The following is a 24,987-nucleotide window of genomic DNA, read 5'->3' on the forward strand; positions in this document are numbered from 1 at the left end:
TACCTTCAGCGCTGAAGTGCGCCACTGTAGCGCGTCGTGCGCTCGTGCTCCGTCATCATGTGAACCCCCTGGGTAGATCCCTTTGCCAGTCCTTCAAAAATGGCACGATAGGTCAGTACCGCCTGGACGTATTCGCGTGTTTCGCGAAAGGGAATCTCCTCGATGAAAAGATCAAAGGGCTCATCACTGTCGGCCAGCCAGCGATCCACCCGGCCGGGGCCTGCGTTATAGGCAGCGGCCGCGGCAATACGATTGCCGCTGTAACGCGCCGCCATGTCGCGAATATAGGCACTGCCCAGCATGACGTTGGTTTCCGGATCTTCGAGGCTGGGCACCCCCTGCCACGGCACGCCAAGCTGTCGGCTGACATGCTGCCCTGTGCCGGGCATCAGTTGCATCAAACCGCGCGCGCCGACCGGTGACTGTGCCTGGGGGTTGAAGGAGCTTTCACGTCGTGCCAGCGCCATGAGAAGCCACGGGTCGACATTGCGTGCCTGTCCCCATTTCTGGAACAGATCGGCGTAGCCCTGCGGGAACCGCCAGTCGAGCGCGTCCCAGTGATCACCACGAATGGCGGCGTAAATGGTCAGGTCATACCACTGCTGGGTGAGGGCATACTGCGTCAGCGTCGGTCGCTGTGGCCCTGGCAGGTGGCGCATCAGGTAATACCACTCGGCCCGAGCCAGCCCCGGCTCGTTAATGCGATACAGCGCCGCAACGCGGCGCATCGAGGGCAGGGCAGCGGCGTCCTCCAGGTCATGCTCGGCGATCGTGATTGGCTTATTTTCAAGCGCGTAGGGCTGGTTGATGCGATCGGCGGCGGCAAAGCCGAAGAAACTGCGCTGGCTGGCCGCAATCTGCCATGCCTGACGTGCGCCTTCCTCGTTACCCAGCTGCTGTCGAGCGCGGCCCAGCCAGTATTGCCAGTGAGCGTCACGACGCTCGCTTTCCGCCATGCGCTCGATCCAGGCTGCAACCTCCTGCCACTGGCGATGCTCGAGCGCCTTGCGGGTGCGCAGCTCCAGCAGGTCCTGATCACCCAGCTGAGCCGTGGCCGTATCGGCCCACTGTGTATTGGCGTTGACCTCGCGTACCAGCGAGTAGAACGCCAGGTCGTGCTCGACATCATGACGTTGTTCATCGGTCAGCGGTGCGCGGGACTTGATCTCGCGCCACACCATCAGTGCCCGGGTCGTATCCTGGCGGACAAGGCGTGCCATGGCCGTACTGTAAAGTGAGGAGACGCCCGGGGCATCAAGGCTGACGAGCCCGGGCAGCTCGGTAATGCGACCGGGGTCGCTCTGCAGGCGCTCAAACGCGGCGCGCTGGGCGGACCAGTCCGACGGCAGCTCGCCCGGTAGATAGCGCTGCATGCCGTCGTCTCCCGCGCGCCAGGCGAGCATCAGCCGTGCCCAGACGTCGGCGCCGGTGATGGTGTTGTTGGCACGCAGCTGATCAAACAGCGGATCGCAGGTCGAAGGCTGTGAATGGCCGACCAGCCATAGCTCGCGCCCCCCGAGCGAGGCGCGTTCTGGTTCCTGATTCAAAAGCGCCCGATAGTACCAGCACTGACGCGTGGTGCTCTGCGGAACGCCATCGCTGACGGCCAGGAAATCATCAAACTGCTGACGCGCCCCCCAGGCATCCTGGGCCACGCCACGCATCCACTCTGACAGCACCGAATCCTGATGGCGCCTGAGATAGTCATTGATGGCCGAGGGGGATACGCCTGGCAGGCGTGACTTGAGTTCGTGATACTGGACATAGCCTTCCAGTACATGTCCTCGGACAGCGTCACGGTCGATCTGATCCCACTGCTGGGCGCGGGCGGCCTCAAAGGACTGGTTAAAGCTCTCGTCGCTGGCCAGTGACGGTGCAGCAAGCCCCGCCGCAAGCATGATGCCCAGCCAGCATCTGGTTAATGTCTGCGTAACCCTCACCCGAAAAACTCCTGTCAGCCACCGATATGAACCTGTCCAGGACAGGCATACTGCTTCCTGGGGGCCTAGACTAATCCAGGTGGCTGAATTTAACGATCCCGTTGGCAGAATCTTCAGCTCATCCGGCGTTGGGCAGGCAGACGCAGATAACGGCCTTTTTGAAACAGCACTTTTATTCGGAGTATTCATCCATGGCAAAAGGTCGACTCAATCCCATCGGTCTGATTCGTGGCCGTGGTCGCATCTATTGGCGCATCTTCAAGGCGTTTCGTACCTTCTTTCCCATGCTCAACGACTGGCGCAAGGGACGCTACCGGCCGCTGCCCAAAAAGGCAGTGGGGCTGATGGCGCTGGCGATCGTTTATGTGATCAGCCCCTTTGACCTGATTCCGGATTTCATTCCCTTCTGGGGATTGATCGATGACGTCATTATCAGCGGCTGGTTGCTGGCCAAGATCGATGAACAGCTTGATGACTATCGACGCTGGCGCGAAAGCACCGGCGAACCCGTCACGTAATGGCCGATCCTACCGAAACGGCAACCCTGTCCTGACGGATGCAGGGTCGTTTCTCTTGAAAAATCGACAACTTCCCCCATAACGGGTAACACACAGCACGACGCGGTCTGATCAAAAGGCAGACCGCGTGGCGTGTTTCACCCAGTCGATTATTGTCAGAAGAGAAATGTTGCCATGACGAGTGCGCAAGAGCAGACGCTCGGTTTCCAGACCGAAGTCAAACAGCTTCTTCACCTGATGATCAATTCCCTGTATTCCAACCGGGAAATCTTTCTGCGTGAGCTGATTTCCAACAGCGCCGATGCCTGCGACAAGCTGCGCTATCAGGCGCTGGAAAGTGATGCCCTGTACGAGGGTGATCCCGAGCTTCGCGTCGAGATCGAGTTTGATCAGGAGGCTAAAACCGTCACCGTTCGTGATAACGGCATTGGCATGAACCGTGAAGACGTGATTGCCAATCTCGGCACGATTGCAAGGTCCGGGACCGCCGAGTTTCTCAAGCAGATGTCCGGCGAGCAGCAAAAGGACGCCCGTCTGATCGGTCAGTTCGGCGTTGGCTTCTACTCGGGCTTTATCGTGGCCGACGAGGTGGTCGTGCGTACGCGTCAGGCCGGCACGTCCCAGGAGCATGGCGTGGAGTGGCGCTCGAAGGGCGAGGGCGAGTTCACCATTGTGGACATCGAGCGCGCCGCCCACGGCACCGAAATCGTTTTGCACCTCAAGGAAGATGCTCTTGAGTTTGCCGACGAGCATCGCCTCAAGGGGTTAGTGCGCAAGTATTCCGACCATATCGAAGTGCCGGTGCGTATGCCGACCGTTCAGGAAGGCGAAGACGAGACCGATGTCACTGTCACCTGGGAGACCGTCAACGAGGCTCAGGCGCTGTGGGTTCGTCCCAAAAGCGAGGTCAGCGATGACGAGTACAAGGCGTTTTACAAGCATGTGGCGCATGACTTCAGCGACCCGCTGACCTGGAGCCACAACAAGGTCGAAGGCAAGCTCGAGTACACCAGCCTTCTCTACGTACCGTCGCGCGCGCCGTTTGATCTCTATCAGCGCGAAGGCGCCCGTGGGCTGAAGCTCTACGTGCAGCGGGTATTCATCATTGATGATGCCGAGCAGTTTCTGCCGCTGTACCTGCGTTTTGTGAAGGGTGTGGTTGATTCCAACGACCTGTCACTTAACGTCTCACGTGAAATCCTGCAGCAGGACCCGCAGGTCGAGAAGATGAAGGGCGCACTGACCAAGCGCGCACTCGACATGCTCGGCAAGCTTTCCAAAGACAGTGATACCTATCAGAACTTCTGGAACCAGTTCGGTGGTGTGCTCAAGGAAGGCCCGGCAGAAGATCACACCAATCGTGAAAAAATTGGCGGTCTGCTGCGCTTTGCCAGCACCCACACCGATAGTTCGGCCCAGAATCAGTCGCTGGCGGATTACATCTCCCGCATGAAGGAAGGTCAGCAGGGGATTTACTACATCATTGCTGACAGCTTCAATGCCGCGCGGCACAGCCCGCACCTTGAGATCTTCCGCAAGAAGGGCATCGAAGTCCTGTTGCTGTCCGATCGCATCGATGAATGGCTGATGACCCACTTCACCGAGTTTGATGGCAAGTCGCTGATCGACATTACTCGTGGTGATCTGGATCTTGGCGATATCGACAGCGAAGAGGAGAAGCAGGCGCAGCAGGAAAGCGCGAAGGCCAAGGAAGGACTGGCCGAGCGTTTCCGCGAAGCGCTGGGCGATCAGGTTCAGGAAGTGCGGGTAACGCATCGCCTGACCGAGTCACCGGCCTGCGTGGTGCTGCCTGAAAACGAGATGGGCTATCAGATGCGTCGTCTGATGGAAGCGGCCGGCCAGCCGGTGCCCGAGGTCAAGCCGATTCTTGAGTTCAACCCCGATCATGCGCTGGTCTCTCGACTGGAAGGCAGTGAAGGGGACGCCTTTACGGATCTGGCCCACGTACTCTTTGACCAGGCCGTGATCGCCGAAGGTGGCCAGCTCGATGATCCTGCCGCCTATGTACGTCGCCTGAACGCCATGCTGACCCATTAACGGGTATTGGCTAAAAGAGAGGATGACGGCCGAATGGCCGTCATTTTCTTGTGGTTTCTTCCCGCGAATACGTATTTTACATGGTTATGCAATTTTACGGATTTTCGCCTCAGGTCGTCGCTTATGACGACACGGTAGGCAAATCATGTTAGCCTGCTGCCTTGTCCTGATACCGAGCCCTGTAACATGACACGAACGCATCGCCCGTTAACGACGTTGACGCTCGTGCTTGCACTCTCAGTTTTCAGCGTGTTCACACCCTCTCACGCCGATAGCAGCAAGCCCAGTTTCCACATGCCGGATCTGCGAGAACATCCAGCCGGCAGCGATCGAAAGATTGCCTTTTTTAATCTAATGATTCCGCTCATCGAGAAAGCCAACGATGAGATTCAGAATGATCGTGAATGGCTTTCACACATGCGTGAGCAAAAGCGCTGGACTGTTGGCTCACGAAAGCGCCTGGCCGCCATATGTGACGACTATGGTTTGAGCTGCAACAACGAGAAAAACGTCAATTGGTCGCGTCTGTTCGCCCGCGTCGATACCGTACCGATTCAGCTGGTATTGATTCAGGCCGTGGAAGAATCCGGCTGGGGAACATCGCGCTTTGCCCGTGAAGGCAATAACCTCTTTGGCATGCGCTGCTTCGGCAACAACTGTGGCCTTGAACAGACCGGCACCGGCAGCGGTTATCAGAGCTTCGCCACCGTTTATGACGGCATCGAAGCCTACATGCGCAACCTCAATACCCATCGTGCCTACGAGCATCTGCGTGAGCGTCGTGCGGCGCTGCGTGACAAGGGGAAAAACGTCAATGCGCTGGCATTGATTCCCTCGCTGCAGAACTACTCCATTCGTGGGGATGCCTACCTTGCTGCCCTGCAATCGCTTTTAAATACCAATGCGCCGCTGATTGAAGAGATGCGCGTCCAGGACAGTGACGATCCCGCCTGATTGATTGGATTGCCGCTCATGAAAAAGTCGCCCTGAGGCGACTTTTTCATTTTCGGGTGGCATGTCTGGCTCAGTGTGCCTGCGATGATGGCCAGGTCACGGTTACGGCCAGCCCGTGCGGCTCTCGATTGTCGATGACCAGTGAGGCTTTCTGACGCTGGGTCAGTTGCTTGACGATCGAGAGCCCCAGGCCGCTGCCCGTCATGCGCTGATTGGCGCGATGAAAGCGCTCGGTAATCTTTTCAAGCGACTCGGCAGGCACGCCGGGGCCATCATCAATGACCTGAATCATCGGCTGCCCGTGGCTCTTGTCTAGGTGCAGCATGACGGTGCCGCCATCGGGTGTGTAGCGAAGGGCGTTATCCAGCAGGTTGCGCAGCAGTACGCCGAGCTCTGTCGGGTCGGCGCGTACCTCAAGCGAGGACAGGCCACTCATCTCCAGTTGCTGATGTCGGTGATTGGCCAATGGCCACATCTCACCGGCCAGCTGGGAGGCGATGGGATAGAGATCGACCACGTCCAGCTGACGTTGTGGCGTTCGCTCCACGCGCGCCAGGGTCAGGAGTTGATCCACCACCCGCTGAAGACGCTCGATGCCCTGGCGCGCCTTGTCCAGTGAACTCTGGTAGTCCTGTTCGCTGGCGCGAGCGTTATCCAGATGAATCTTGAGACCCGCCAGCGGCGTGCGCAGCTCGTGAGCGGCATCCGCCGTGAAACGTCTTTCCCGGTCGAGCGCCATGCGAAGCCTTTCAATGAAGGCGTTGAGAGAGTCGCGAAGCCCTGTCAGCTCACGCGGCGGATCCTGTTCGATCGGCGTGAGGTCCTGGTGATAGCGCCGGGCAACTTCCGCCGAGAGATTGTCGATAGGACGCAGGCCGCGGCGAATGACCCACCAGAGTGCGATACCCAGCAGGGGCAGGATCAGCAAAAAGGGGATGCTGTTGCCCAGCAGGATCTTGTTGACCAGCTCCTGCTGAAAATCATCGCGCAGCCCGGTGGAGACCCAGACACCATGCTGCTTGTCGTAGATGCTGAAAACGCGCCACTCCTCACTATCATAGGTGACCCAGCGATAGCCGGTCTCCCTGGGGGGCGGGAAGGGGCCGTTGTCATTCCACTCGGCGCTGAGCATGCGTGGCGAGCGGTCACTGTTCCAGAAGCCCAGTGACAGCAGCCGCTCTTCTTCCCTAAATCGGCGCGGCGTGCTCACGGAGTGCGTATCCATGATAATGCTCGAATCACCGCTGTCTTCCATGCTGTAGAAGCGCGCTGCATGGCCGGGCTGGGTCAGTCGATCCGCCAGGGCCTGGTAGTCCTGCGAATCCATGTTGATATCGATCATGCCGGTCACGATGCGCCCGAACTGGGAGAGCTGTGCGTCAAACATCTCCTCGAGTTCGTGCTTTGTGATCAGCCATGCCGCCAGACCCGAGAGAATGGCACCCAGCAGTACCAGCCCCATGACGGCACGTGTCAGGTAACGGCGAATCGAGGTCATTCGATCTTGTCGTCCAGACGGTAGCCGATGCCGCGCAGAGTCACGATCAGGTTGCTGTCCAGCTTCTTGCGCAGGTGGTGGATATGCACTTCCAGCGCATTGGATTCGATCTCGTCACAGCAACCGTAGAGCAGCTTCTCCAGATGGGGCCGGGTAAAGACCTGCCCGGGGTGCTGGGCCAGCTCATGCAGCAGGGTGTATTCGCGTCGGCTGAGCTTGACCAGTTGATCCTTCCAGCTGACCTCATGGCGCGCGTGATCGATATGTAGCGGGCCAATGCGGATACTCTGTTGCGTACGACCGCCCTGGCGGCGGCTGATGGCGCGCAGTCTGGCCTGAAGCTCATCGACGTCAAAGGGCTTGAGCACGTAATCATCGGCACCGGCATCCAGTCCCTGGATGCGGTCTTCCAGGCTGTCACGCGCGGTCAGGATCAGTACCGGGATATCATGGGCGGCACGAATCCGGCGCAGAACTTCCATGCCATCAATGCCGGGCAACCCCAGATCCAGAACGACGGCCTCGACCTGGCCCTGTTCAACATGTTCGAGCACGCCTTCGCCTTCGGTCAGCCAGGTGACCTGGTGGCCTTCACGGCGAAGGGCGGTCTCCACGCCGTCACCCAGCAATAAATCATCTTCGACAAATAATACCTGCATGCTGTTGGGCTCCTGGTTGGAACGTTGTAAGGGCGGTATGGGGCCTGCTTTAGGCAACGATGAAGAGTGGCGCAATGTTCTCATGATCCTCGTCCCGTGTGTTGGTGCAAGTCATTGATTCGGCTTTCTGACCCCAAAAGTATTCATTGGTGCCCAGGTTTGCATCATGCCATGTTCTTCCTGGCTGATAACTGGCATGGTCTGCATCAAAAGGGTTCCGGCCTGCTCTGCGAACAGGCGGGGCGTGCGTTACCCGAGCGGCCGGTCAAGCGTTACACTAAAGCCTGCTTATCGTCGATCAACAAGGATTACCCATGGCAGTCGAGCCTCAGGTCAGTACAGATGATATTCGTGTGCCTCCGGTGGCCGTGCTGGGAGGCGGCAGTTTTGGCACGGCGCTGGCCAGTATTGCCTCCAGCGGCGGTGCCAGGGTACGCCAGTGGATGCGTGACGCAGCACTGGTCGATCATGTGAATACCCATCATGTCAATTATCGCTACCTGCCTGATTTCAGCATTCATCCTGATGTCGTGGCCTCGACTGATCTGGCCTGGGTGCTGAAACAGGCGCGACTGGTACTGATCGCCATTCCTTCCGGCGGGTTTCGCCAGGTGGTGCGCCAGGCCGCGCCGCATTTTGCTGACAATGCCATTCTGGTCAGTACCACCAAGGGAATCGAGACCGACAGCTTTCTTCTGATGAGCCAGATTCTGGAGCAGGAGACCCAAAGTGCGCACATCGGCGTGCTCTCCGGTCCCAATCTGGCCGCTGAAATCGCTCAGGGGCACCTGAGTGCCAGCGTCATTGCCAGCGACGATGAATCAACCCGGTCAAGGGTGCAGGCGGCACTCTCGTGTGATCATTTTCGTGTCTATGCCAGCAATGACCGCTATGGTGTTGAGATGGGCGGTGCGCTCAAGAACATCTATGCCATTGCCGTAGGCATGGCATCAGCACTCGGCATGGGCGAAAACACCCGCAGCATGCTGATCACCCGGGCGCTGGCCGAAATGAGCCGCTTTGCGGTGGCTCAGGGCGCCAGTCCCATGACCTTTCTGGGGCTGGCGGGCGTGGGTGATCTGATCGTGACCTGCTCCTCCAAATTGTCGCGCAATTTCCGGGTCGGCTACGCGATGGGTGAGGGGCGAACGCTCGATGAAGCCACCGCGGCGCTGGGACAGGTGGCCGAAGGGGTCAACACGGTGTCGTTGATCGTCAAAAGGGCCGAGGAAGACCATATCTATATGCCGTTGGCGACCGGGCTTTATCGGGTCATGTTTGAAGGCGTTGCACCGCGCGAGATGGCTACGGCACTCATGCGCAGTGAACAGAGCAGTGACGTCGAATTCACGCTGCCGCGAGAGGATACGCGGCGTGCTCAGCAGCAAACCGCAGCCAGGGATATCCCATCATGAAAATCTACGTAATGCGCCATGGTGAAGCCGCCTCCGGAACGCCTGATGCGCAACGGCCGCTGGACGTTACCGGACAGCAGGAAGTTGCCCGTATCGCTGATTGGTTCGTCTCGATACTGGGAGAGCAGGGGCATCAGCTGAAGATCGTGGCCAGCCCCTACGACCGCGCCCAGCAAAGCGCTCGCATTATCGGCCGGGCCCTGCACGTGGACGACATCATGACGCTGCCCATCATGACCCCTGATGCACCGCCGGCCACAATGATCGAATGGCTCACTGACAACGTCGACCCTCGTGAGGACGATGCGCCCTGGCTGTTTGTCAGCCACATGCCGCTTGTCGCAGAGCTGGTCGGCCAGCTGGTGGATGGCAGCCCCAATGCCCGGCTGCCCATGGGCACGGCGGACGTGGTCGAACTGGATGCTCAGGTCTGGGCGGCCGGCTGCGCGACGCTTGCACGCCACGTTACGCCTGCCAACGCAACGCTTGAGTAGCGCCTTGGCGCTGCCGTGATGACGGGCGTGTCAGCCCGTCATACCGGTAATCTGCAGGATGAAAATACCCAGTGTGATGGTCACGCTGCTGGCCAGTGTGGTGATGGCCACTGTATTGGCGGCAAGCCTTGCGTTGCCACCCATCGCTCGGGCCATGACAAAGCTGGCGGCCGCTGACGGGCTGCCCAGAAACAGAAACAGCAGCACCAGTTCCCGCCCTTCAAAGCCTGCCAGCCAGGCGATCAGCACCGTTGCAACCGGCATCGATACCATCTTGATCACACTGGCCCCCAGCGCCACGCCGCTGGCCTCGCGAATGGCCGTCATCGACATGGTCCCACCAATGCTGATCAGCGCCAGCGGCAGGGCCAGGTTGGCGAAATACTCCCCCGAAGTGTGCAGCCAGTTCGGCAGCGCAAGGCCGGTGGCGGCAAAGGAAAGGCCCGCCACCACGGACAGGATCAGCGGATTTTTGACAATCTTGAGCGCAATGCTGCGCCAGCTGCTCCGGGCCTGTGGCTGATACCAGGCCAGCACGATGACGGCCAGAACGTTGTAGAGCGGAATGATGGTCGCCACCAGTACGCTGCCGGCGGACAGGCCGAACTGGCCATACATGCTGCCTGCCAGTGCCAGCCCCACGATGCCGCCATTGCCGCGAAAGGCCGCCTGCACATAGACACCGCGATCTTCAAACGCGACCCGCCGGGTGGCCCACCACCAGATGAGCAGAAAGCTGGCCACCGTGGCCAGTGCCAGATAGGCCATCAGGTCCGGTATCAGTGCCTGCGACATGTCCGCATCGACCAGCGACAAAAAGAGCAGGGCAGGCATGGCACCGCGAAACACCAGCGCCGAGCTGGTATTGATAAAGGCGCTGTCAATCCATTTGAGACGCTTGAGCGCGATGCCCAGAAGCACCATGGCAAAAACGGGAAACGTGACGTTGAGGGTTTCAGCAAAAAGGGCTGAGGGGTTCATGCAGGGCTACCGTATGGCGACAGGGGCCATGACATTATGGCCTTTCTCATGAATCCGGGCCGGCAGGGCGCGGTCATGTCATGGAGAAGACCTGTGGGAAAATCGTATCGGGAAGGATGGTTAGAGCGTTACAAACCCGGTGATCAGACCGGCCAGAACCACTGCGAAAAAGAGGCGATTACGCAGGCGGCGGGAGGCATCAGACATTCACGACTCCGGAACAGATGGGGTGAAAGAGACGTTATCATACGCGTCAGGCGCAACATCGGCGACCCGAAAGTCCTGTGACACTCGGTCGCGACGCTTTGGCATCATGGCGAGTACGGGCCACACGGCGCCTGTTTAACAGCTCCCATGCATGCAGGGAGTGCATCACATCGTTAGCCGTCGTATTGTTTTGTGTTTGATGACGATGGAGCGAGCAGGATGAGCGCAAGACCGCGAGAGTGCCATTTGGCCGATAACCGTCTGGCCGGTCTGGTATGGGAGCGGGAAGGACTGTCGATACAGGCGCCGACCTGGGTGGCCCTGCACGGCTGGCTGGACAATGCCGCGACCTTCACACGACTGGCACCGCTGCTGGTGGAAAAACTCGATATCCGCATCGTGGCCATCGACTTTGCCGGCCATGGCAAGTCTCAATGGCTGGGCAAGGGCACCGATTACGCGCTCTGGGACTACCTGCACGATGTGCTGGATGCGCTTGACGACCTGGGCGTCGAGCGGGCCACGCTGCTGGCGCATTCGCTGGGCGCCTGCGTGTCGTGTCTGCTGGCCGCGGCACTGCCCGAACGCATTGAACGGCTGTGGCTGATCGATGGGATCGGCGCGTTAACGACCCCGGTCGATCAATCGACACGTCAGCTGCGCAACGGCGTGCTGGGCGTGCGCCGGCCGCTCTCGCCGCCACCGTCCTACGCAACGCTTGAAGCGGCGCTCGAGGCGCGCGTGGCGGGCGCCATCACGCCGCTGGATCACGACACCGCCGAGCCGCTGATCGCGCGCAGTCTGATCCAGGACGACACGCGCGTGCGCTATCGCACCGACCCGCGACTGCTGCGACCCTCGCAGGTCAAGCTGACGCCTGCGCAGTCACGCGACATGCTGCTGGCCATTCAGGCGCCCGTGGATCTGATTCAGGCGGACAACGGCATCGTTGGCAATCATCTGGACCGGGAGGGCGTGCGTCATGACATGACTACTCTGACCACCCATCGGGTGCCCGGTGGCCATCATCTTCATCTTGAGCCGCAAAGCGTGGCAGGCGTGGCCAATGCGATTCTCGGGGCCTACGGCGTGGCGTAGTCCTCACGCGTGCGGCGCAGCAACACATAGACGGCGCCGGTGCCGCCGTCGCGGTCCTGCGCCGAGCAAAAGGCCAGCACTTCGGGGAGTTCGCGCAGCCAAGCGTTGACGTGACTCTTGATGACGGGATAGCGCGCCGCGCCCGACCACGCCTTGCCATGAACGATCAGCACGCAGCGCGCCCGGTTGACGCGGGCCTCATGCAGAAAGGCTTCAAGCTCGCCTCTTGCCTGTTCAAGGTCATAACCGTGAAGATCCAGCCCCGCCTGCCAGGCGATCGCCCCGCGCTTGAGCTGGGCCAGCGTTCGCTGGGGGAGGTCACTCAGGGCAAACATGAGTGTCTCCGAGGGACGTACCGCATCCACGCGCCCATCGGAGGTGCGAGAGAAGGTGGCCGTCACCGAGCTGCCGCTGCTGGCTGCGGCCTCGCGGCGATGACGCAGTTCGCTGCGTTGCGGCCTGCGACCCGTATCGGCGCGGTCATGATGGACGGGGCGAATATCGCTGCCCTGCATGGCCTCGCGAAAGGCTGCCCGGTCGTCATCGTCAGGTTGGCGGTTACCGGTCATGCCTGCTTCTCCGCTGGGTGGTGTTGACCGTCATGCTGATGGTGGCGTCGACGTCATGAATTCAGGCGGTGATTATAGGGAATCGAGGCCCGATGTGCAGGCGTGTACCGATGCGCCGGTACGACATAACGGGTACACTTTCGCCTTTTCTTCACTTTATGATCACTCGACAAGGCCGCCGCATTCATGAGCGACGTTTCTGCCCGCATGCCTGTACCCGCCGCCGCGCCACTCTCTCTGGATGATGACACCCTGATCGATGAGCTGCTTACCGTGCGTGATTATCTGCGCCTGGCGGTCAGTGTCTTCAATGCCCATGACCTTTATTACGGCCATGGTACCGATAGCGCCTGGGACGAAGCCGTGGCGCTGGTGCTTGGCGCGCTGCGTCTGCCCCACGATGTTGACCCGGCGATTATTGATGCTCGGGTCCTTCGTATCGAACGTGCCCGCATTGTCACGCTGTTGCGTGCGCGCGCCGTCGAGCGTCGACCGCTGCCCTATCTGCTGGGGGAGTCCTTCTATGCCGGCTTTGCATTCAATGTCGATGAGCGCGTGCTGATCCCGCGTTCGCCGATTGCCGAGCTGATCGAGTCAGGCTTTGATCTGTGGTTTGATGAGCGCGACCCGGCGCATATGCTGGATCTTTGCACCGGCTCGGGCTGTATCGGGATCGCGGCTGCACTGATGATGCCCACGACCCATGTCATGCTCTCGGATCTTAGCGATGACGCCATCGAGGTGGCGCGGGCCAATATCACTCGCCACGATGTTGGCGCCCGTGTGAAGGCGGTGGCCGGTGATCTCTTTGCCCCGGTGGCCGGGCAGCGCTTTGATCTGATCGTCAGCAACCCGCCCTATGTGGACGCCGGTGATCTTGGTGGCATGCCTGCCGAGTTCGGCCATGAGCCGACACTGGCGCTGGGGGCCGGCGACGACGGACTTGAGATCGTTCGGCGCATTCTGCGCGAGGCCCGCGATTATCTGACCGACGATGGCGTGCTGCTGGTTGAGGTCGGCAATTCCGAGCGCCATGTGATCGAGACCTGGCCGGAAGTGCCCTTTCTGTGGCTCGAGTTCGCCCGCGGCGGTCACGGCGTGTTCGCGCTGACGGCGGCACAGCTGGATGAATGGGCGTCGACGCTGTCGCGCTGATCTGTCGGATTGATAACCCCGGTTTGAATTTTGATCTGTCGTGCGGCCGGTGACCGGTCGGCACGGCGCACTATCAGGAACACAACATGTCCGGTAATACCTTCGGCAAACTCTTTACGCTGACCACCTTCGGGGAAAGCCACGGCCAGGCGCTGGGGGCCATCGTGGATGGCTGCCCGCCGGGTGTGCCGCTTTGTGAGGCGGACCTGCAGCGCGATCTGGATCGCCGTCGCCCCGGCAGTTCGCGTCATACCACGCAGCGCCGTGAAGCCGACGAGGTGCGCATTCTGTCGGGCGTGTTCGAGGGGGTGACCACCGGCACGCCGATCGGTCTCATGATCGAAAATACCGATCAGCGCTCGAAGGATTACTCGAAGATCAAGGATCAGTTCCGCCCGGCGCACGCGGACTACACCTATCACCACAAGTACGGTATTCGTGACTATCGCGGTGGCGGTCGCTCGAGTGCGCGTGAAACCGCCATGCGGGTGGCGGCCGGGGCGATTGCCAAGAAGTATCTGGCGGCAAAGGGCATCAGCGTGCGCGGCTACATGAGCCAGCTCGGCCCGATCACCATTGACTTCAAGAGCTGGGACGGGGTCGACGACAATCCCTTTTTCTGCCCTGACCCGGATCGCGTGCCGGAGCTTGAGGCCTTCATGGATCAGCTCCGGCGCGACCAGGACAGCGTCGGCGCCCGGATTACGGTAGTGGCCGAAGGCGTGCCGGTCGGGCTGGGCGAACCGGTGTTTGATCGCCTGGACGCCGAACTGGCGCACGGCCTGATGAGCATCAACGCGGTCAAGGGGGTCGAGATCGGGGCCGGCTTTGGCAGCATCGCCCAGCGTGGCAGCGAGCATCGCGATGAGATGACGCCCGAGGGCTTTCTCTCCAATCACGCCGGCGGGGTGCTGGGCGGCATCTCCACCGGCCAGCCGCTTGTGGCGCATCTGGCGCTCAAGCCGACCTCCAGCATTACCACGCCCGGCCGCTCGATCGATGTGCATGGCGAGCCGGTCGAGGTCATCACCAAGGGGCGTCATGACCCCTGCGTGGGCATTCGTGCCACACCAATTGCGGAGGCCATGATGGCGCTGACCCTGATGGATCATCTGCTGCGCCAGCGCGGGCAAAACGGTGAGGTCAGCGTCGAGACGCCTCGACTCAAGCAGCGCTAGCACTGTCCGTCAGTGGGCCTCTTCTGTTGTATCTTCGTTTTCCTGGCAGATTCAAGGGCCCGCTTCTGGTGGGCCCGGGGTTATGGGGTTCTTGTTGCCGGAATCGGCGTCTTCACGGGAAGCATTTATCCCGGGATTGTGTTGAAACGCGCGCCGTGATCAACGAAGAAAGCACAGAAAGTTACGCTGGGTTACTCTAGACGCCGTCGACAGGACCCGGAATGGGAGAGTGGCGGTATGTCCTCAATGGATACAATATCTTCGATGAGAGGCGATATGTTGCACGATTCCAGCGCACGGACCGGCGTGTTCGGCCGGTTGCATCAGGAAGCATCCGCTGCCGCCCGGGATGAACCCCTGCTGGCGGAAATGCTGACCACCTACGTGGTGTCGCAGCCTCATCTTGAAGGATGTCTGACCGCCGTGATGGCCTCGGCGCTTGCCGACCGCACGCTCTCCAGCGAGGCCCTGACCCACTGTTTCAGGGAGCTTTATCAGGCCCGTCCTGCATTGATCGATACGGCGGCACGTGACATGACCGCGGTCATCGAGCGCGACGCCGCCAGCAGTGAATATCTGCCCATTCTGCTCTATCTCAAGGGCTTTCAGGCGCTTCAGGCGCACCGCCTTGCCCATGTGCTGTGGTGTGACGGTCGACGCATGCTGGCCCGTGCACTTCATGACCGCAGCACGCAGGCCTTTGGTATCGATATTCATCCGGCCTGCCGGGTAGGCCACGGGGTGATGCTCGATCACGGCACGGGCATTGTCATCGGCGAGACTGCCGAGATCGGCGATAACGTCTCGATCATGCAGGGCGTTACGCTGGGCGGTACCGGCAAGGAGAGCGGTGATCGCCATCCCAAGGTGCGCAGCGGCGTACTGATCGGCGCCGGGGCCACCGTGCTGGGCAATATCGAGATCGGTTACGGAGCCCAGATCGGGGCCGGCAGCGTGGTGCTGGCCGACGTGCTCGAGCATACGACGGTGGTCGGTATCCCCGCGCGTCAGGCCGGTCGGCCGCGCTGTCCGAGTCCGTCGGTCACCATGGAGCACGGCAGCTTTCAGCACGTCGCAAGCCCCCAGTGGTATCAGCAGGGCAGCTGATAGGGTGTTGAAGGCAAGGGACAACAGGGCCGGTCACATGACCGGCCCTTTTTTATGGCTGTCAGGCGGGATCAGAACTGCCAGCCGACGCCGAAGTAATAGCCCCAGCCGGTGCTGCGCACCCGGAAGTCGCCGAAAGCCGGCTCACTACCGTCGTTCCACTGGCCGCCGTTATGGAAATAGCGGGCCACGGCCATGAAGCGAAGGTGGGTGAAGGAGTAGACAAAGGCGTTGGTGGCCACGACCGATTCGTTGGTGCGTGTCGGGTCATCGTCGCCCAGATCCGAGCCAAAGTCGTAGTTGGTAAAGCCGGCATAGAATAGGCTGGCACCGTTATCAAAGCTTGCCAGCGGGTAGCTGTACTCGAGCTGCGCGCGATAGCCATCCCAGCTGTTTTCGTTATCTGCCCCGTAGTTCTCCCACTGATATTTGCCGTAGAAGTTAAACGAGACATCCAGCGGCGTGCCGGTGTCGATGTCGCTGCCCAGGCCGGTATAGAGTGTGTTCTGGCGATTGTCGCTGTTGTGCCCCCAGTCATAGATCCAGTTGGCCGCCAGATACCATTCGCTGATGGGCCCCAGGCTCAGATCGCGCCCGCTGAGCTCGTTAAGCGACAGTCGTGGCTTGATCTCGGCAAAGATCGGCGAGCCGTTGTCGAAAATACCGCTGTCGGCGGCATTGCCGATGCCAAAGAATTTGGGCATGTCGATATAGCCATACAGATCCAGCGGCCCCTTGCGACCAAAGAACTCGTACTCCAGATAGACATCATCAATCTTCTGCGGGCCGAAGCGGATGTCCTTGCTGCCGATGACGGTGACGTTCTGGTTGTACCAGTCCGACAGATAGGCGCTGCGCGGCGCATCCTCGGTCGTCTCGTAGCTGGCGGTCTCGCCCGAGGCGGCCGGGTCCGTGGCGGTCTGCTCATCGGCCTGGGCCGACAGTGGCAGCAGCAGGGCGGCAGCGATCAGAGCATGGGGCACGCCACAGGACGTACGCAGGCTTGCCCGACATGTGAGGGGCATGCGTAGAGGGTTGGACATGATCATTCCTTGCAATACGTTGTGTTGTTATTGGTCAGGTTATCGTTGTGGTCGGCAGGCTCAGCCCGCCGGCTGAGATGGCATCACGCCGGGCATGATGATGCAACTACTGCGTTGTGCCATGGCGGTGGTTCAGACCTGGTCAGGCGCCTGTCGGGACGCCTCCAGCAGGTCGATCATGGCGCGGGCGGCGTTGGAAAGCGTGCGGTTTTCGTGGAACAGATAGCCCAGCGGACGCTCGATCGGGGGGTGGTCGATATCGAGTCGATGAACGCTGTCATCAATCAGGGTTTCGGGTAACACGCTCCAGCCCAGCCCAATGCTGACCATCATCTTGAGCGTTTCCAGAAAGTTCGTGGACATGGCCACGCCCACGTCGAGCCCTTCGCGGGCAAAGGTGTTGACCACCATGGCCCGGGTGAAGGTCTGCTCGCCGGGCAGCACGGCGTCCACCCGGCTGAGCTGTGACAGCGTCAGTGAGGGTTCACGGGCCAGGGCGTGATCCGGTGCGCAGACAAAGCGCAGCTGGTCGACCCACAGGGGGATGGCCACCAGCGGCGCCGCCGTTTGAGGGGCCAGGGTGGCCAGTGCCAGCTCCAGCGACCCATCGAGTACCCCCTGGTAGGCCTGCTCGGAATCCATGAAGCGCATGTCCAGCCGTACGTCCGGCCAGCGCCGGGTGTAGTCGCGCAGCACCGGCGGCAGACGATGCAACCCGATATGATGGCTGGTCGCCAGGCTCAGCCGACCGCGCACCGTCCCGCTCAGGCGAGTCAGTGCCCGCTGGGTATCCTCGAACATCCCCAGAATCTCCCGAGCGCGGGGCAGCAGCGTATGGCCGGCTTCGGTCAGCGCAATGCGCCGGCCGATGCGATCAAAAAGACGGGCATCCGTCTGCGATTCCAGCGTGGCAATGCGCTTGCTCACCGCGGACTGCGTCAGATGAATCTGCTCGGCGGCCAGGGAAAAGGAGCCGCATTCGGCCACCGCGACAAAGGCCCGCAGGCTTTCGGTTTCCATCGATTCCTCTCCGGAATGCATGGCATGAATAGGATGAATTGCTTTCATGGTATATCGCGGCGTAGGCTGGGCGCCATACAGGTGCTGAGAGCCCACTGGATAACAAGAGCTCCATAGCACTGCAGACCGTGAACGCGCCTTGAGCGCAGGGAGAGACGACATGGCAGGACAGACGCTTTATGACAAGCTCTGGGCATCGCATCTGGTGTCCAGCCGCGATGACGGCACGTCACTGATCTATATCGACCGTCATCTGCTCCATGAGGTGACGTCGCCGCAGGCCTTTGAAGGGCTGCGTCTGGCCGATCGCCGCCCCTGGCGCATCGATGCCAATATCGCCACCGCCGATCACAACGTGCCGACCTCTCTGAAAGAGCGTAGCGCCGGTATTGCGGGTATCGAGGACAACGTCTCGCGTATTCAGGTCCAGACGCTGGATGACAACACCACCAGCTTTGGCATCGAGACGTTTGGCATCAACGACGTTCGTCAGGGCATCGTGCACATCATCGGCCCCGAGCAGGGCGCGACGCTGCCGGGCATGACCGTGGTCTGCGGGGATTCCCATACTGCGACCCACGGCGCCTTCGGCGCGCTGGCCCACGGCATCGGCACCTCCGAGGTCGAGCATGTGCTGGCCACCCAGTGCCTGATCCAGCGCAAGATGAAGAACATGCAGGTGCGCGTGGAAGGCCAGCTCGGGCTGCACGTCACCGCCAAGGACATCGTGCTGGCCATCATCGGCGAGATCGGCACGGCCGGCGGGACCGGCTACGCCATCGAGTTTGCCGGCAGCGCCATTCGCGATCTCTCCATGGAAGGTCGCATGACGATCTGCAACATGGCGATCGAAGCAGGCGCCCGCGTGGGACTGGTGGCGGTGGATGACACCACCATCAATTACGTCAAGGGCCGCCCCTTCGCCCCGACGCCCGAGCAGTGGGACGCCGCTGTCGAGAGCTGGCGCTCGCTGGTCTCCGATGACGACGCCGCCTTTGACAAGGTGGTCACACTCGACGCCGCCGCCATCGAGCCGCAGGTCAGCTGGGGCACCAGTCCTGAAATGGTCGTGGGCATTCACGGCAGCGTGCCCGACCCGGCAGCAGCCGAGGATGAGACCACGCGTCGCGGCCTCGGCCGCGCCCTGGAGTACATGGGGCTGCACGCCGGCCAGAAGATTACCGACATCCGACTGGATCGCGTGTTCATCGGCTCGTGTACCAACGCGCGCATTGAGGATCTGCGTGCGGCGGCGGCTGTGGTCAAGGGCCGCGAGGTGGCCGGCAGCATCAAGCAGGCGATGGTGGTGCCGGGCTCCGGGCTGGTGAAGCGTCAGGCCGAGCAGGAAGGGCTGGATCAGGTGTTTATTGACGCCGGTTTCGAGTGGCGCGAGGCGGGCTGCTCGATGTGTCTGGCCATGAACGCCGACAAGCTGGGCGCCGGCGAGCACTGCGCCTCGACCTCGAATCGCAACTTCGAGGGGCGTCAGGGCTACGGCGGGCGCACGCATCTGGTCAGTCCGGCCATGGCCGCTGCGGCCGCCGTGACCGGTCACTTTGTCGATGTCCGCGAGTTCGTTGACACGCCCGTGCCGACCAAACGCGCCGCCGGGCTTTAAGCGCTCGACCACGCCATTTTCAAGGAAATACGCCATGAAAGCCTTTGTCCGCCAAAAGGGTCTGGTTGCGCCGCTGGATCGTGCCAACGTCGATACCGACCTGATCATCCCGAAGCAGTTTCTCAAGTCGATCAAGCGCACCGGCTTTGGCCCCAATCTCTTCGATGAGCTGCGCTATCTCGACGAAGGCTACCCGGGTCAGGACTGCTCGAACCGACCGATCAATCCGGAGTTCGTGCTCAATCAGCTGCGCTATGAGGGCGCCAGCGTGTTGCTGGCGCGCAAGAACTTCGGCTGCGGCAGCTCTCGCGAGCATGCGCCCTGGGCGCTGGAAGACTTCGGCTTTCGCGTCATTATCGCGCCGAGCTTTGCCGATATCTTTTTCAACAACGCCTTCAAAAACGGCCTGCTGCTGATTCAGCTGGATGAGGCCACGGTGGACCGCCTGTTTGACGCCGTTGAGCAAACGCCCGGCTATCGTCTGGATGTCGATCTGATCGCGCAGAAGATCATGACCCCCGAGGGGGAGGCGATCGAGTTCGAGGTCGACCCGTTTCGCAAGTACTGCCTTGAAAACGGCCTGGATGATATCGGCCTGACGCTGACCGATAACAGTCACGCCATTCGCGAGTTCGAAACGCGCCATCGCGCCTCGCAGCCGTGGCTGTTTCGCGGGGAAGCGGCCAATCAGGCCTGAGGCAATGGTCCTTGCAGATTTACGGGTGTCGGCGGGCCGTAGCGCCCTGACACCCGGTATTTCCTTTATGTCAGAAACGCACCATGCCCGAACGGGGATGGCGTCAACGGAATTCAGGTCATGACACAACGTATTCTTGTACTGCCGGGTGACGGCATCGGTCCCGAAATTACTCGCCAGGCGCGCCGCGTACTGGACGCCTGTCGCGAGGCGGGCCTGGATATCGACATCGAGGAAGCCCCGGTCGGCGGTGCCGAAATCGACCGCTCCGGCGTGCCGCTGGCCCCCGAGACGCTGGAGAAGGCCAAAGGAGCGGACGCCATTTTGCTGGGCGCCGTGGGCGGGCCGAAGTGGGACACCATGCCCGATATTGCCAATCGCCCGGAGAAGGGGCTGCTGGCGCTGCGCAAGGAGCTCAATCTCTTTGGCAATTTGCGTCCGGCGCTGCTGTACCAGCAGCTGGTGGAAGCCTCGAGTCTCAAGCCGGAGGTGGTGTCCGGTCTGGATATCATGATCGTGCGCGAGTTGACCGGCGGCATCTATTTCGGCCAGCCGCGTGGACGCGAGACGCGTGAAGACGGTACGCGCTACGGCTATAACACCTACGTTTATGATGAGCACGAGATCCGCCGCATCGGGCGGGTAGCGTTCGAGATGGCGCAAAAGCGCGGCAAAAAGCTCTGCAGCGTCGACAAGGCCAACGTGCTGGAAGTCACCATTTTGTGGCGCGACATCATGAACGAGCTGGCACCCGAATATCCGGATGTCGAGCTCTCGCACATGTACGTGGATAACGCCGCCATGCAGCTGGTGCGTGCGCCCAAACAGTTTGACGTGATCGTCACCGGCAACATGTTCGGCGATATTCTCTCCGATGCCGCCGCCATGCTGACCGGCTCGATCGGCATGCTGCCCTCGGCCTCGCTTAACGAGAGCGGCCAGGGCATGTTCGAGCCCTGTCATGGCAGCGCGCCGGACATTGCCGGGCAGGGGCTGGCCAATCCGCTGGCGACTATCCTGTCGGTGGCCATGATGCTGCGCTACTCCCTGGGCGCGCCCGACATGGCCGCGCGCATCGAGCAGGCGGTGGGGGCCGTACTGGATCAGAACCTGCGCACCGCGGATATCGCCTACGAGGGCACTCGCCAGGTCACGACCGAGGAGATGGGCGACGCCGTGCTCGCCGCCTTCAACGCGGCCTGACACCCTCGACATCGCTGGATCATGGGTGCGCCCAATCCGTAGACGGCAGCGAGCCGGGGTGCTCGCTGCCGTTTTTCATTATGGCCTTGATGGATGGGCGTTGAGTGGCATTGTCGAGGATCGCCCGGGTAGACTGACAAAACATTGCCCCGGGTCCACAGGAGAGAACATGCCGTCATTGGAAGGTCGCTGGTGTATCCGCCGCGCCGAGCCCCGCGACGCTGAAGCTGTCGCCGAGATATTCAATCATGACGCGGTCTATCCCTGCACCATGCAGCTGCCCTGGACCGGCATCGAGCGCTGGCGTGCCTTTCTGGAACGGGGTGAGACGGGACAACATATCTGGCTGTGTGCCTGCGATCCACAGCGGCCGGACAGGGCGCTGGGGCTTATTGGCCTGCATCCGGTCAGCGACTCGCCCCGGGTGGCCCATGTTCGTACGCTGGGGCTTAGCATTCATCCGGAGATCGCGGGGCAGGGTGCGGGCGGCCAGCTTCTGAGGGCCGCCATCGACATGGCAGACAACTGGCTGAACGTCACCCGCCTGAGCCTTGGCGTCTACAGCCATAATCAGCGGGCCATCGCGCTTTATGAGCGTCACGGCTTTGTGCGCGAAGGTTTGAGCCGCGGAGTGGCCTTTGGTCATGGCCGCTATCTGGACAGTCTTGAAATGGCGCGCCTGCATCCACGGCTTGTGCGGGAACTCGAGGCACAGGGCGAGTGTGATGCGACGCCCTCCAATCATTTATCACAATAGGGGAACACGAGATGTTGAGAACCGGATTTGTCGGCTGGCGAGGGATGGTGGGCTCCGTACTGTTGCAGCGCATGCTGGAAGAGGACGGCTTCAAGCAGATCGAACCGGTCTTTTTTACCACCTCTCAGGCGGGCAAGCCCGGGCCTGACGTGGGTGTCGACGTACCTGCGCTCAAGGACGCGTTCGATATTCAGGCGCTGGCCGAACTGGATGTGATCGTGACCTGTCAGGGCGGCGATTACACCGCCGAGGTATATTCGAAGCTGCGCGAATCCGGCTGGAAGGGCTACTGGATTGATGCCGCCAGCAGCCTGCGCATGAACGATGACACCGTGATCGTGCTGGATCCGGTCAATCGACATGTGATCGATCAGCGCCTGGATGATGGCTTTAAAACCTTTGCCGGCGGCAACTGCACGGTCAGTCTGATGCTGATGGGGCTGGGTGGCCTGTATGAGGCCGGGCTCATCGAGTGGATGACCTCCATGAGCTATCAGGCGGCCTCCGGGGCCGGCGCGCAGAACATGCGCGAGCTGCTCAATCAGATGTCGATGGTGGGCAATGCGGCCCGCGCCGAGCTGGAGGATCCGGCCTCCGCGATTCTGGACATCGATCGCAAGGTCAGCGAGGCCATGCGGGGCAGTGATTTTCCCACGGAACATTTTGGCGCGCCGCTGGGCGGCAGCCTGTTGCCGTGGATCGACAGGAAAATGGACAACGGCCAGAGCAAGGAAGAGTGGAAGGGCGGCGCCGAGAGCAACAAGATTCTTGGTCTGGCACCCAACGAGATCCCGGTCGATGGGCTCTGCGTGCGAATCGGCTCGATGCGCTCTCACGCGCAGGCCTTCACGATCAAGTTGACACGCGATGTGCCGATAGACGAGATCGAGGATCGAATTGCACGTCATAACGACTGGGTCAGCGTGGTGCCCAACGACAAGGACGCCACGCTTGCGCGCCTGACACCGGCCGCCGTGACCGGCACGCTGGAGGTACCGGTGGGGCGTCTGCGCAAGATGGCCATGGGCGGCGAATATCTCTCGGCCTTTACGGTCGGTGATCAGCTGCTGTGGGGTGCTGCCGAGCCCCTGCGGCGCATGCTGGCACTGCTGGTCGAGCGCCACTGACGCACCCGCCATCGTTATGCACGCCAGGGCGCCTCATTGAGGCGCCCTTTTTTATTGATGGCTCTTGAAAGAGTGACTGGAGAATGTGATGGCCGACCGGCCCTGTCGTTTGCGTTTACGAAGCTGCCTGTTGAGCGCGCTGCTGCTGTCGGGCTCGATGACGGCCCATGCCGTGGGCCTTGCTGAACCGCAGGTCATGTCCGGTTTCAACGAGCCGTTAAAGGCACGCGTGGCGCTATTGGATACCGGCAACCTGCGCGCCGACGACGTTCGGGTCGCGCTGGCGGACAGCGAGCGCTGGCAGGCCATGAATCTGGCGCGAAGTGCCGATACCGATACGCTGCGACTGGCTGTCAACGGCCGCCCCGGCCATCTCTATCTGGAGGTTCAGGGCAGTCGTCCACTTGCCGCGCCTTGGCTGGATGTGGTGCTTACCCTGAACTGGCCCCAGGGCGAGTTGACGCCGCAGCTCACCCTGCTGCCGTCGACCGGGCCGGGGTCTGGCGCAGAGGCTGCCGGCGCCAACGCGTCATCTGCCGCACAGGGCGCGCGTCACGGCGCGGCGGTGGCCAGTGATGCGCGCGATCAGTCCGGCGCTCGTCAAACGCATGAAACTCCAGCATCGGCGCCGGATAATTCGCGTATTGCAGCGCTGGAAGGCAGGCTTGACCGTCTTGAGCAGCAGCTGCGCGCCAGTCGTGAGGCACAGGCCGCGCTGATGTCGGATCTTGAGTCCGTCAGAACGCAGTCACTCGCCCATCAGGATTCGTTTGATACCGCCGAAATGGCGTCGCTGACGTCGCGTCAGCAGGCACTGGAAACCCGTCTGGATCGACTGGATCAGGAGGTGCTGACCGCCGGTGTATCAGCTCCCGAGTCCATTTCTCCGGAGGATGCGCCACAACAGGACGCCTCACCCGGGGAGGCGGCAGTGGCACCGGCCATTGAGTCCCTGGTCCCTGAACGCGACCGCAGCTTTGTCTGGACCTGGGCACTGGCGGCGTTTTTGTTGATGCTGGCGGGAGTATGGGCAGGGGTGCGCCGCTGGCGGCAGCAGCGCTATCGCCTGGTCAGCGCAGCCGAGCTCTCGCCGATGGCGGGGGCCGACGCTCATTCGGCGAGTGCGGCTTCTTCAGGCGGCCAGGAGGGCGATGCTCGGGAAATAGGCATTGTCGGCGCCGAAGAGGATGAGGTCTCCAGGGCCCATCGTGCCCAGGTTGAGGCGATCTGCAGTGAAGCCGAAGTGTTTCAGCGCCATAACCGGCGTGATCACGCCATCACCATGCTCAAGGAGGGGCTTGAGCATTATCCCAACGATTTCCAGCTGATACGGGCGCTCGCCGCGCTGGAAGCGACCCCTGACAACGATGAGCCCCGTGACGGCAGGGACGACGATCGAAGGCATCCGGCGGCATCGACATCAACATCCACGTTTGATGAGACGCCGGCGCTGGCGCCGGCTTGGTCACTACAGACTTTCCCGGAGCAGGAAGAGGTCATTGAACCCGGGTACGGGACTGCATACGGCACCCACACGAAGAGCGCGGATGTTGCCATGACACCGTCCGCCGGGTTTCCACACGACTGGGCGCTGGAAGAGGTGGCGTTCGAGGGCGTCGATACGGATAATGAGCGCCCCGATGCCGGTCGTTCCCATCGTCACGCCTGACCAGGGCGTTTCGATCTCGATC

The 24,987-nt window shown here is 61.4% G+C and carries 22 protein-coding genes; 15 read left to right on the top strand and 7 right to left on the bottom strand.

Annotation, left to right across the window (positions count from 1 at the left end; all coding sequences use genetic code 11):
• Positions 1-5: 5 nt before the first annotated feature.
• On the bottom strand, positions 6-1,940 hold the full coding sequence (locus tag C8D72_RS02975) for a transglycosylase SLT domain-containing protein (RefSeq protein ID WP_245955123.1): 1,935 nt from the start codon (positions 1,938-1,940) through the stop codon (positions 6-8).
• 191 nt (positions 1,941-2,131) lie between these two features.
• Between C8D72_RS02975 and C8D72_RS02980 the strand changes: the two genes are divergently transcribed.
• The 3 genes from C8D72_RS02980 (at position 2,132) to C8D72_RS02990 (ending at position 5,470) form a co-directional block, all read left to right on the top strand.
• Complete coding sequence (locus C8D72_RS02980) at positions 2,132-2,458, top strand: YkvA family protein (RefSeq protein ID WP_245955124.1); 327 nt, start codon at positions 2,132-2,134, stop codon at positions 2,456-2,458.
• 174 nt (positions 2,459-2,632) lie between these two features.
• Positions 2,633-4,516, top strand: a complete 1,884-nt coding sequence (gene htpG, locus C8D72_RS02985; protein WP_115852903.1) for a molecular chaperone HtpG — start codon at positions 2,633-2,635, stop codon at positions 4,514-4,516.
• Positions 4,517-4,702: 186 nt separating this feature from the next.
• Positions 4,703-5,470, top strand: coding sequence for a protein bax (locus C8D72_RS02990; RefSeq protein WP_115852904.1), 768 nt, complete (start codon positions 4,703-4,705; stop codon positions 5,468-5,470).
• Positions 5,471-5,540: 70 nt separating this feature from the next.
• On the opposite strand, the gene C8D72_RS02995 is transcribed toward C8D72_RS02990, so the two are convergent.
• Both C8D72_RS02995 and C8D72_RS03000 read right to left on the bottom strand, forming a co-directional pair.
• Positions 5,541-6,968, bottom strand: coding sequence for an ATP-binding protein (locus C8D72_RS02995; RefSeq protein ID WP_115852905.1), 1,428 nt, complete (start codon positions 6,966-6,968; stop codon positions 5,541-5,543).
• Positions 6,965-7,627 (bottom strand): response regulator transcription factor, encoded by a 663-nt coding sequence (locus C8D72_RS03000; RefSeq protein WP_115852906.1) that lies wholly within the window; start codon positions 7,625-7,627, stop codon positions 6,965-6,967. The genes C8D72_RS02995 and C8D72_RS03000 overlap by 4 nt, the downstream gene beginning before the upstream one ends.
• A gap of 314 nt (positions 7,628-7,941) precedes the next feature.
• Between C8D72_RS03000 and C8D72_RS03005 the strand changes: the two genes are divergently transcribed.
• Together C8D72_RS03005 and sixA are read left to right on the top strand one after the other, a co-directional pair.
• Positions 7,942-9,042: an NAD(P)H-dependent glycerol-3-phosphate dehydrogenase gene (locus C8D72_RS03005; RefSeq protein WP_115852907.1), complete on the top strand. Its 1,101-nt coding sequence runs from the start codon at positions 7,942-7,944 to the stop codon at positions 9,040-9,042.
• Entirely contained in the window at positions 9,039-9,536 is a 498-nt protein-coding gene (gene sixA / locus C8D72_RS03010; protein ID WP_245955125.1) for a phosphohistidine phosphatase SixA, read from the top strand. The genes C8D72_RS03005 and sixA overlap by 4 nt, the downstream gene beginning before the upstream one ends.
• A 30-nt stretch (positions 9,537-9,566) precedes the next feature.
• On the opposite strand, the gene C8D72_RS03015 is transcribed toward sixA, so the two are convergent.
• Complete coding sequence (locus C8D72_RS03015) at positions 9,567-10,517, bottom strand: AEC family transporter (RefSeq protein ID WP_115852909.1); 951 nt, start codon at positions 10,515-10,517, stop codon at positions 9,567-9,569.
• Between the two features lie 426 nt (positions 10,518-10,943).
• Here C8D72_RS03015 and C8D72_RS03020 point away from each other — a divergent pair, with 426 nt between their 5' ends.
• Positions 10,944-11,822, top strand: coding sequence for an alpha/beta hydrolase (locus C8D72_RS03020; RefSeq protein WP_115852910.1), 879 nt, complete (start codon positions 10,944-10,946; stop codon positions 11,820-11,822).
• Here the strand turns inward: C8D72_RS03020 and C8D72_RS03025 are convergent.
• Entirely contained in the window at positions 11,807-12,391 is a 585-nt protein-coding gene (locus C8D72_RS03025; RefSeq protein ID WP_115852911.1) for a Smr/MutS family protein, read from the bottom strand. The genes C8D72_RS03020 and C8D72_RS03025 overlap by 16 nt on opposite strands.
• Before the next feature lie 186 nt (positions 12,392-12,577).
• On the opposite strand from C8D72_RS03025, the gene prmB reads away from it, so the two are divergent.
• From prmB to cysE, 3 genes are all read left to right on the top strand, one after another.
• Positions 12,578-13,546, top strand: a complete 969-nt coding sequence (prmB, locus tag C8D72_RS03030) for a 50S ribosomal protein L3 N(5)-glutamine methyltransferase (protein WP_115852912.1) — start codon at positions 12,578-12,580, stop codon at positions 13,544-13,546.
• A gap of 86 nt (positions 13,547-13,632) precedes the next feature.
• A complete protein-coding gene (gene aroC, locus C8D72_RS03035; RefSeq protein WP_115852913.1) occupies positions 13,633-14,724 on the top strand; it encodes a chorismate synthase in 1,092 nt (363 codons plus the stop codon).
• A 276-nt stretch (positions 14,725-15,000) separates the two neighbouring features.
• Positions 15,001-15,831, top strand: a complete 831-nt coding sequence (gene cysE / locus C8D72_RS03040; protein ID WP_115852914.1) for a serine O-acetyltransferase — start codon at positions 15,001-15,003, stop codon at positions 15,829-15,831.
• A gap of 71 nt (positions 15,832-15,902) precedes the next feature.
• On the opposite strand, the gene C8D72_RS03045 is transcribed toward cysE, so the two are convergent.
• Positions 15,903-16,874, bottom strand: coding sequence for a nucleoside-specific channel-forming protein Tsx (locus tag C8D72_RS03045; RefSeq protein WP_115852915.1), 972 nt, complete (start codon positions 16,872-16,874; stop codon positions 15,903-15,905).
• 132 nt (positions 16,875-17,006) lie between these two features.
• Positions 17,007-17,894 carry a LysR family transcriptional regulator gene (locus tag C8D72_RS03050; protein ID WP_115852916.1) on the bottom strand — a complete coding sequence of 296 codons (888 nt, stop codon included), beginning with the start codon at positions 17,892-17,894 and terminating at the stop codon, positions 17,007-17,009.
• A gap of 160 nt (positions 17,895-18,054) precedes the next feature.
• On the opposite strand from C8D72_RS03050, the gene leuC reads away from it, so the two are divergent.
• The 6 genes from leuC (at position 18,055) to C8D72_RS03080 (ending at position 24,965) form a co-directional block, all read left to right on the top strand.
• Entirely contained in the window at positions 18,055-19,512 is a 1,458-nt protein-coding gene (leuC, locus tag C8D72_RS03055; protein WP_115852917.1) for a 3-isopropylmalate dehydratase large subunit, read from the top strand.
• Positions 19,513-19,546: 34 nt separating this feature from the next.
• Positions 19,547-20,209 (top strand): 3-isopropylmalate dehydratase small subunit, encoded by a 663-nt coding sequence (gene leuD, locus C8D72_RS03060; RefSeq protein ID WP_115852918.1) that lies wholly within the window; start codon positions 19,547-19,549, stop codon positions 20,207-20,209.
• Between the two features lie 120 nt (positions 20,210-20,329).
• On the top strand, positions 20,330-21,412 hold the full coding sequence (gene leuB / locus C8D72_RS03065; RefSeq protein WP_115852919.1) for a 3-isopropylmalate dehydrogenase: 1,083 nt from the start codon (positions 20,330-20,332) through the stop codon (positions 21,410-21,412).
• 169 nt (positions 21,413-21,581) lie between these two features.
• On the top strand, positions 21,582-22,169 hold the full coding sequence (locus tag C8D72_RS03070) for a GNAT family N-acetyltransferase (protein WP_115852920.1): 588 nt from the start codon (positions 21,582-21,584) through the stop codon (positions 22,167-22,169).
• A gap of 11 nt (positions 22,170-22,180) precedes the next feature.
• Positions 22,181-23,296, top strand: a complete 1,116-nt coding sequence (asd, locus tag C8D72_RS03075; RefSeq protein ID WP_115852921.1) for an aspartate-semialdehyde dehydrogenase — start codon at positions 22,181-22,183, stop codon at positions 23,294-23,296.
• Positions 23,297-23,384: 88 nt separating this feature from the next.
• Positions 23,385-24,965 (top strand): type IV pilus assembly protein FimV, encoded by a 1,581-nt coding sequence (locus C8D72_RS03080; RefSeq protein ID WP_115852922.1) that lies wholly within the window; start codon positions 23,385-23,387, stop codon positions 24,963-24,965.
• Positions 24,966-24,987 lie beyond the last annotated feature (22 nt).

Source organism: Kushneria indalinina DSM 14324, from assembly GCF_003385845.1.
GTDB classification, from domain to species: Bacteria; Pseudomonadota; Gammaproteobacteria; order Pseudomonadales; family Halomonadaceae; genus Kushneria; species Kushneria indalinina.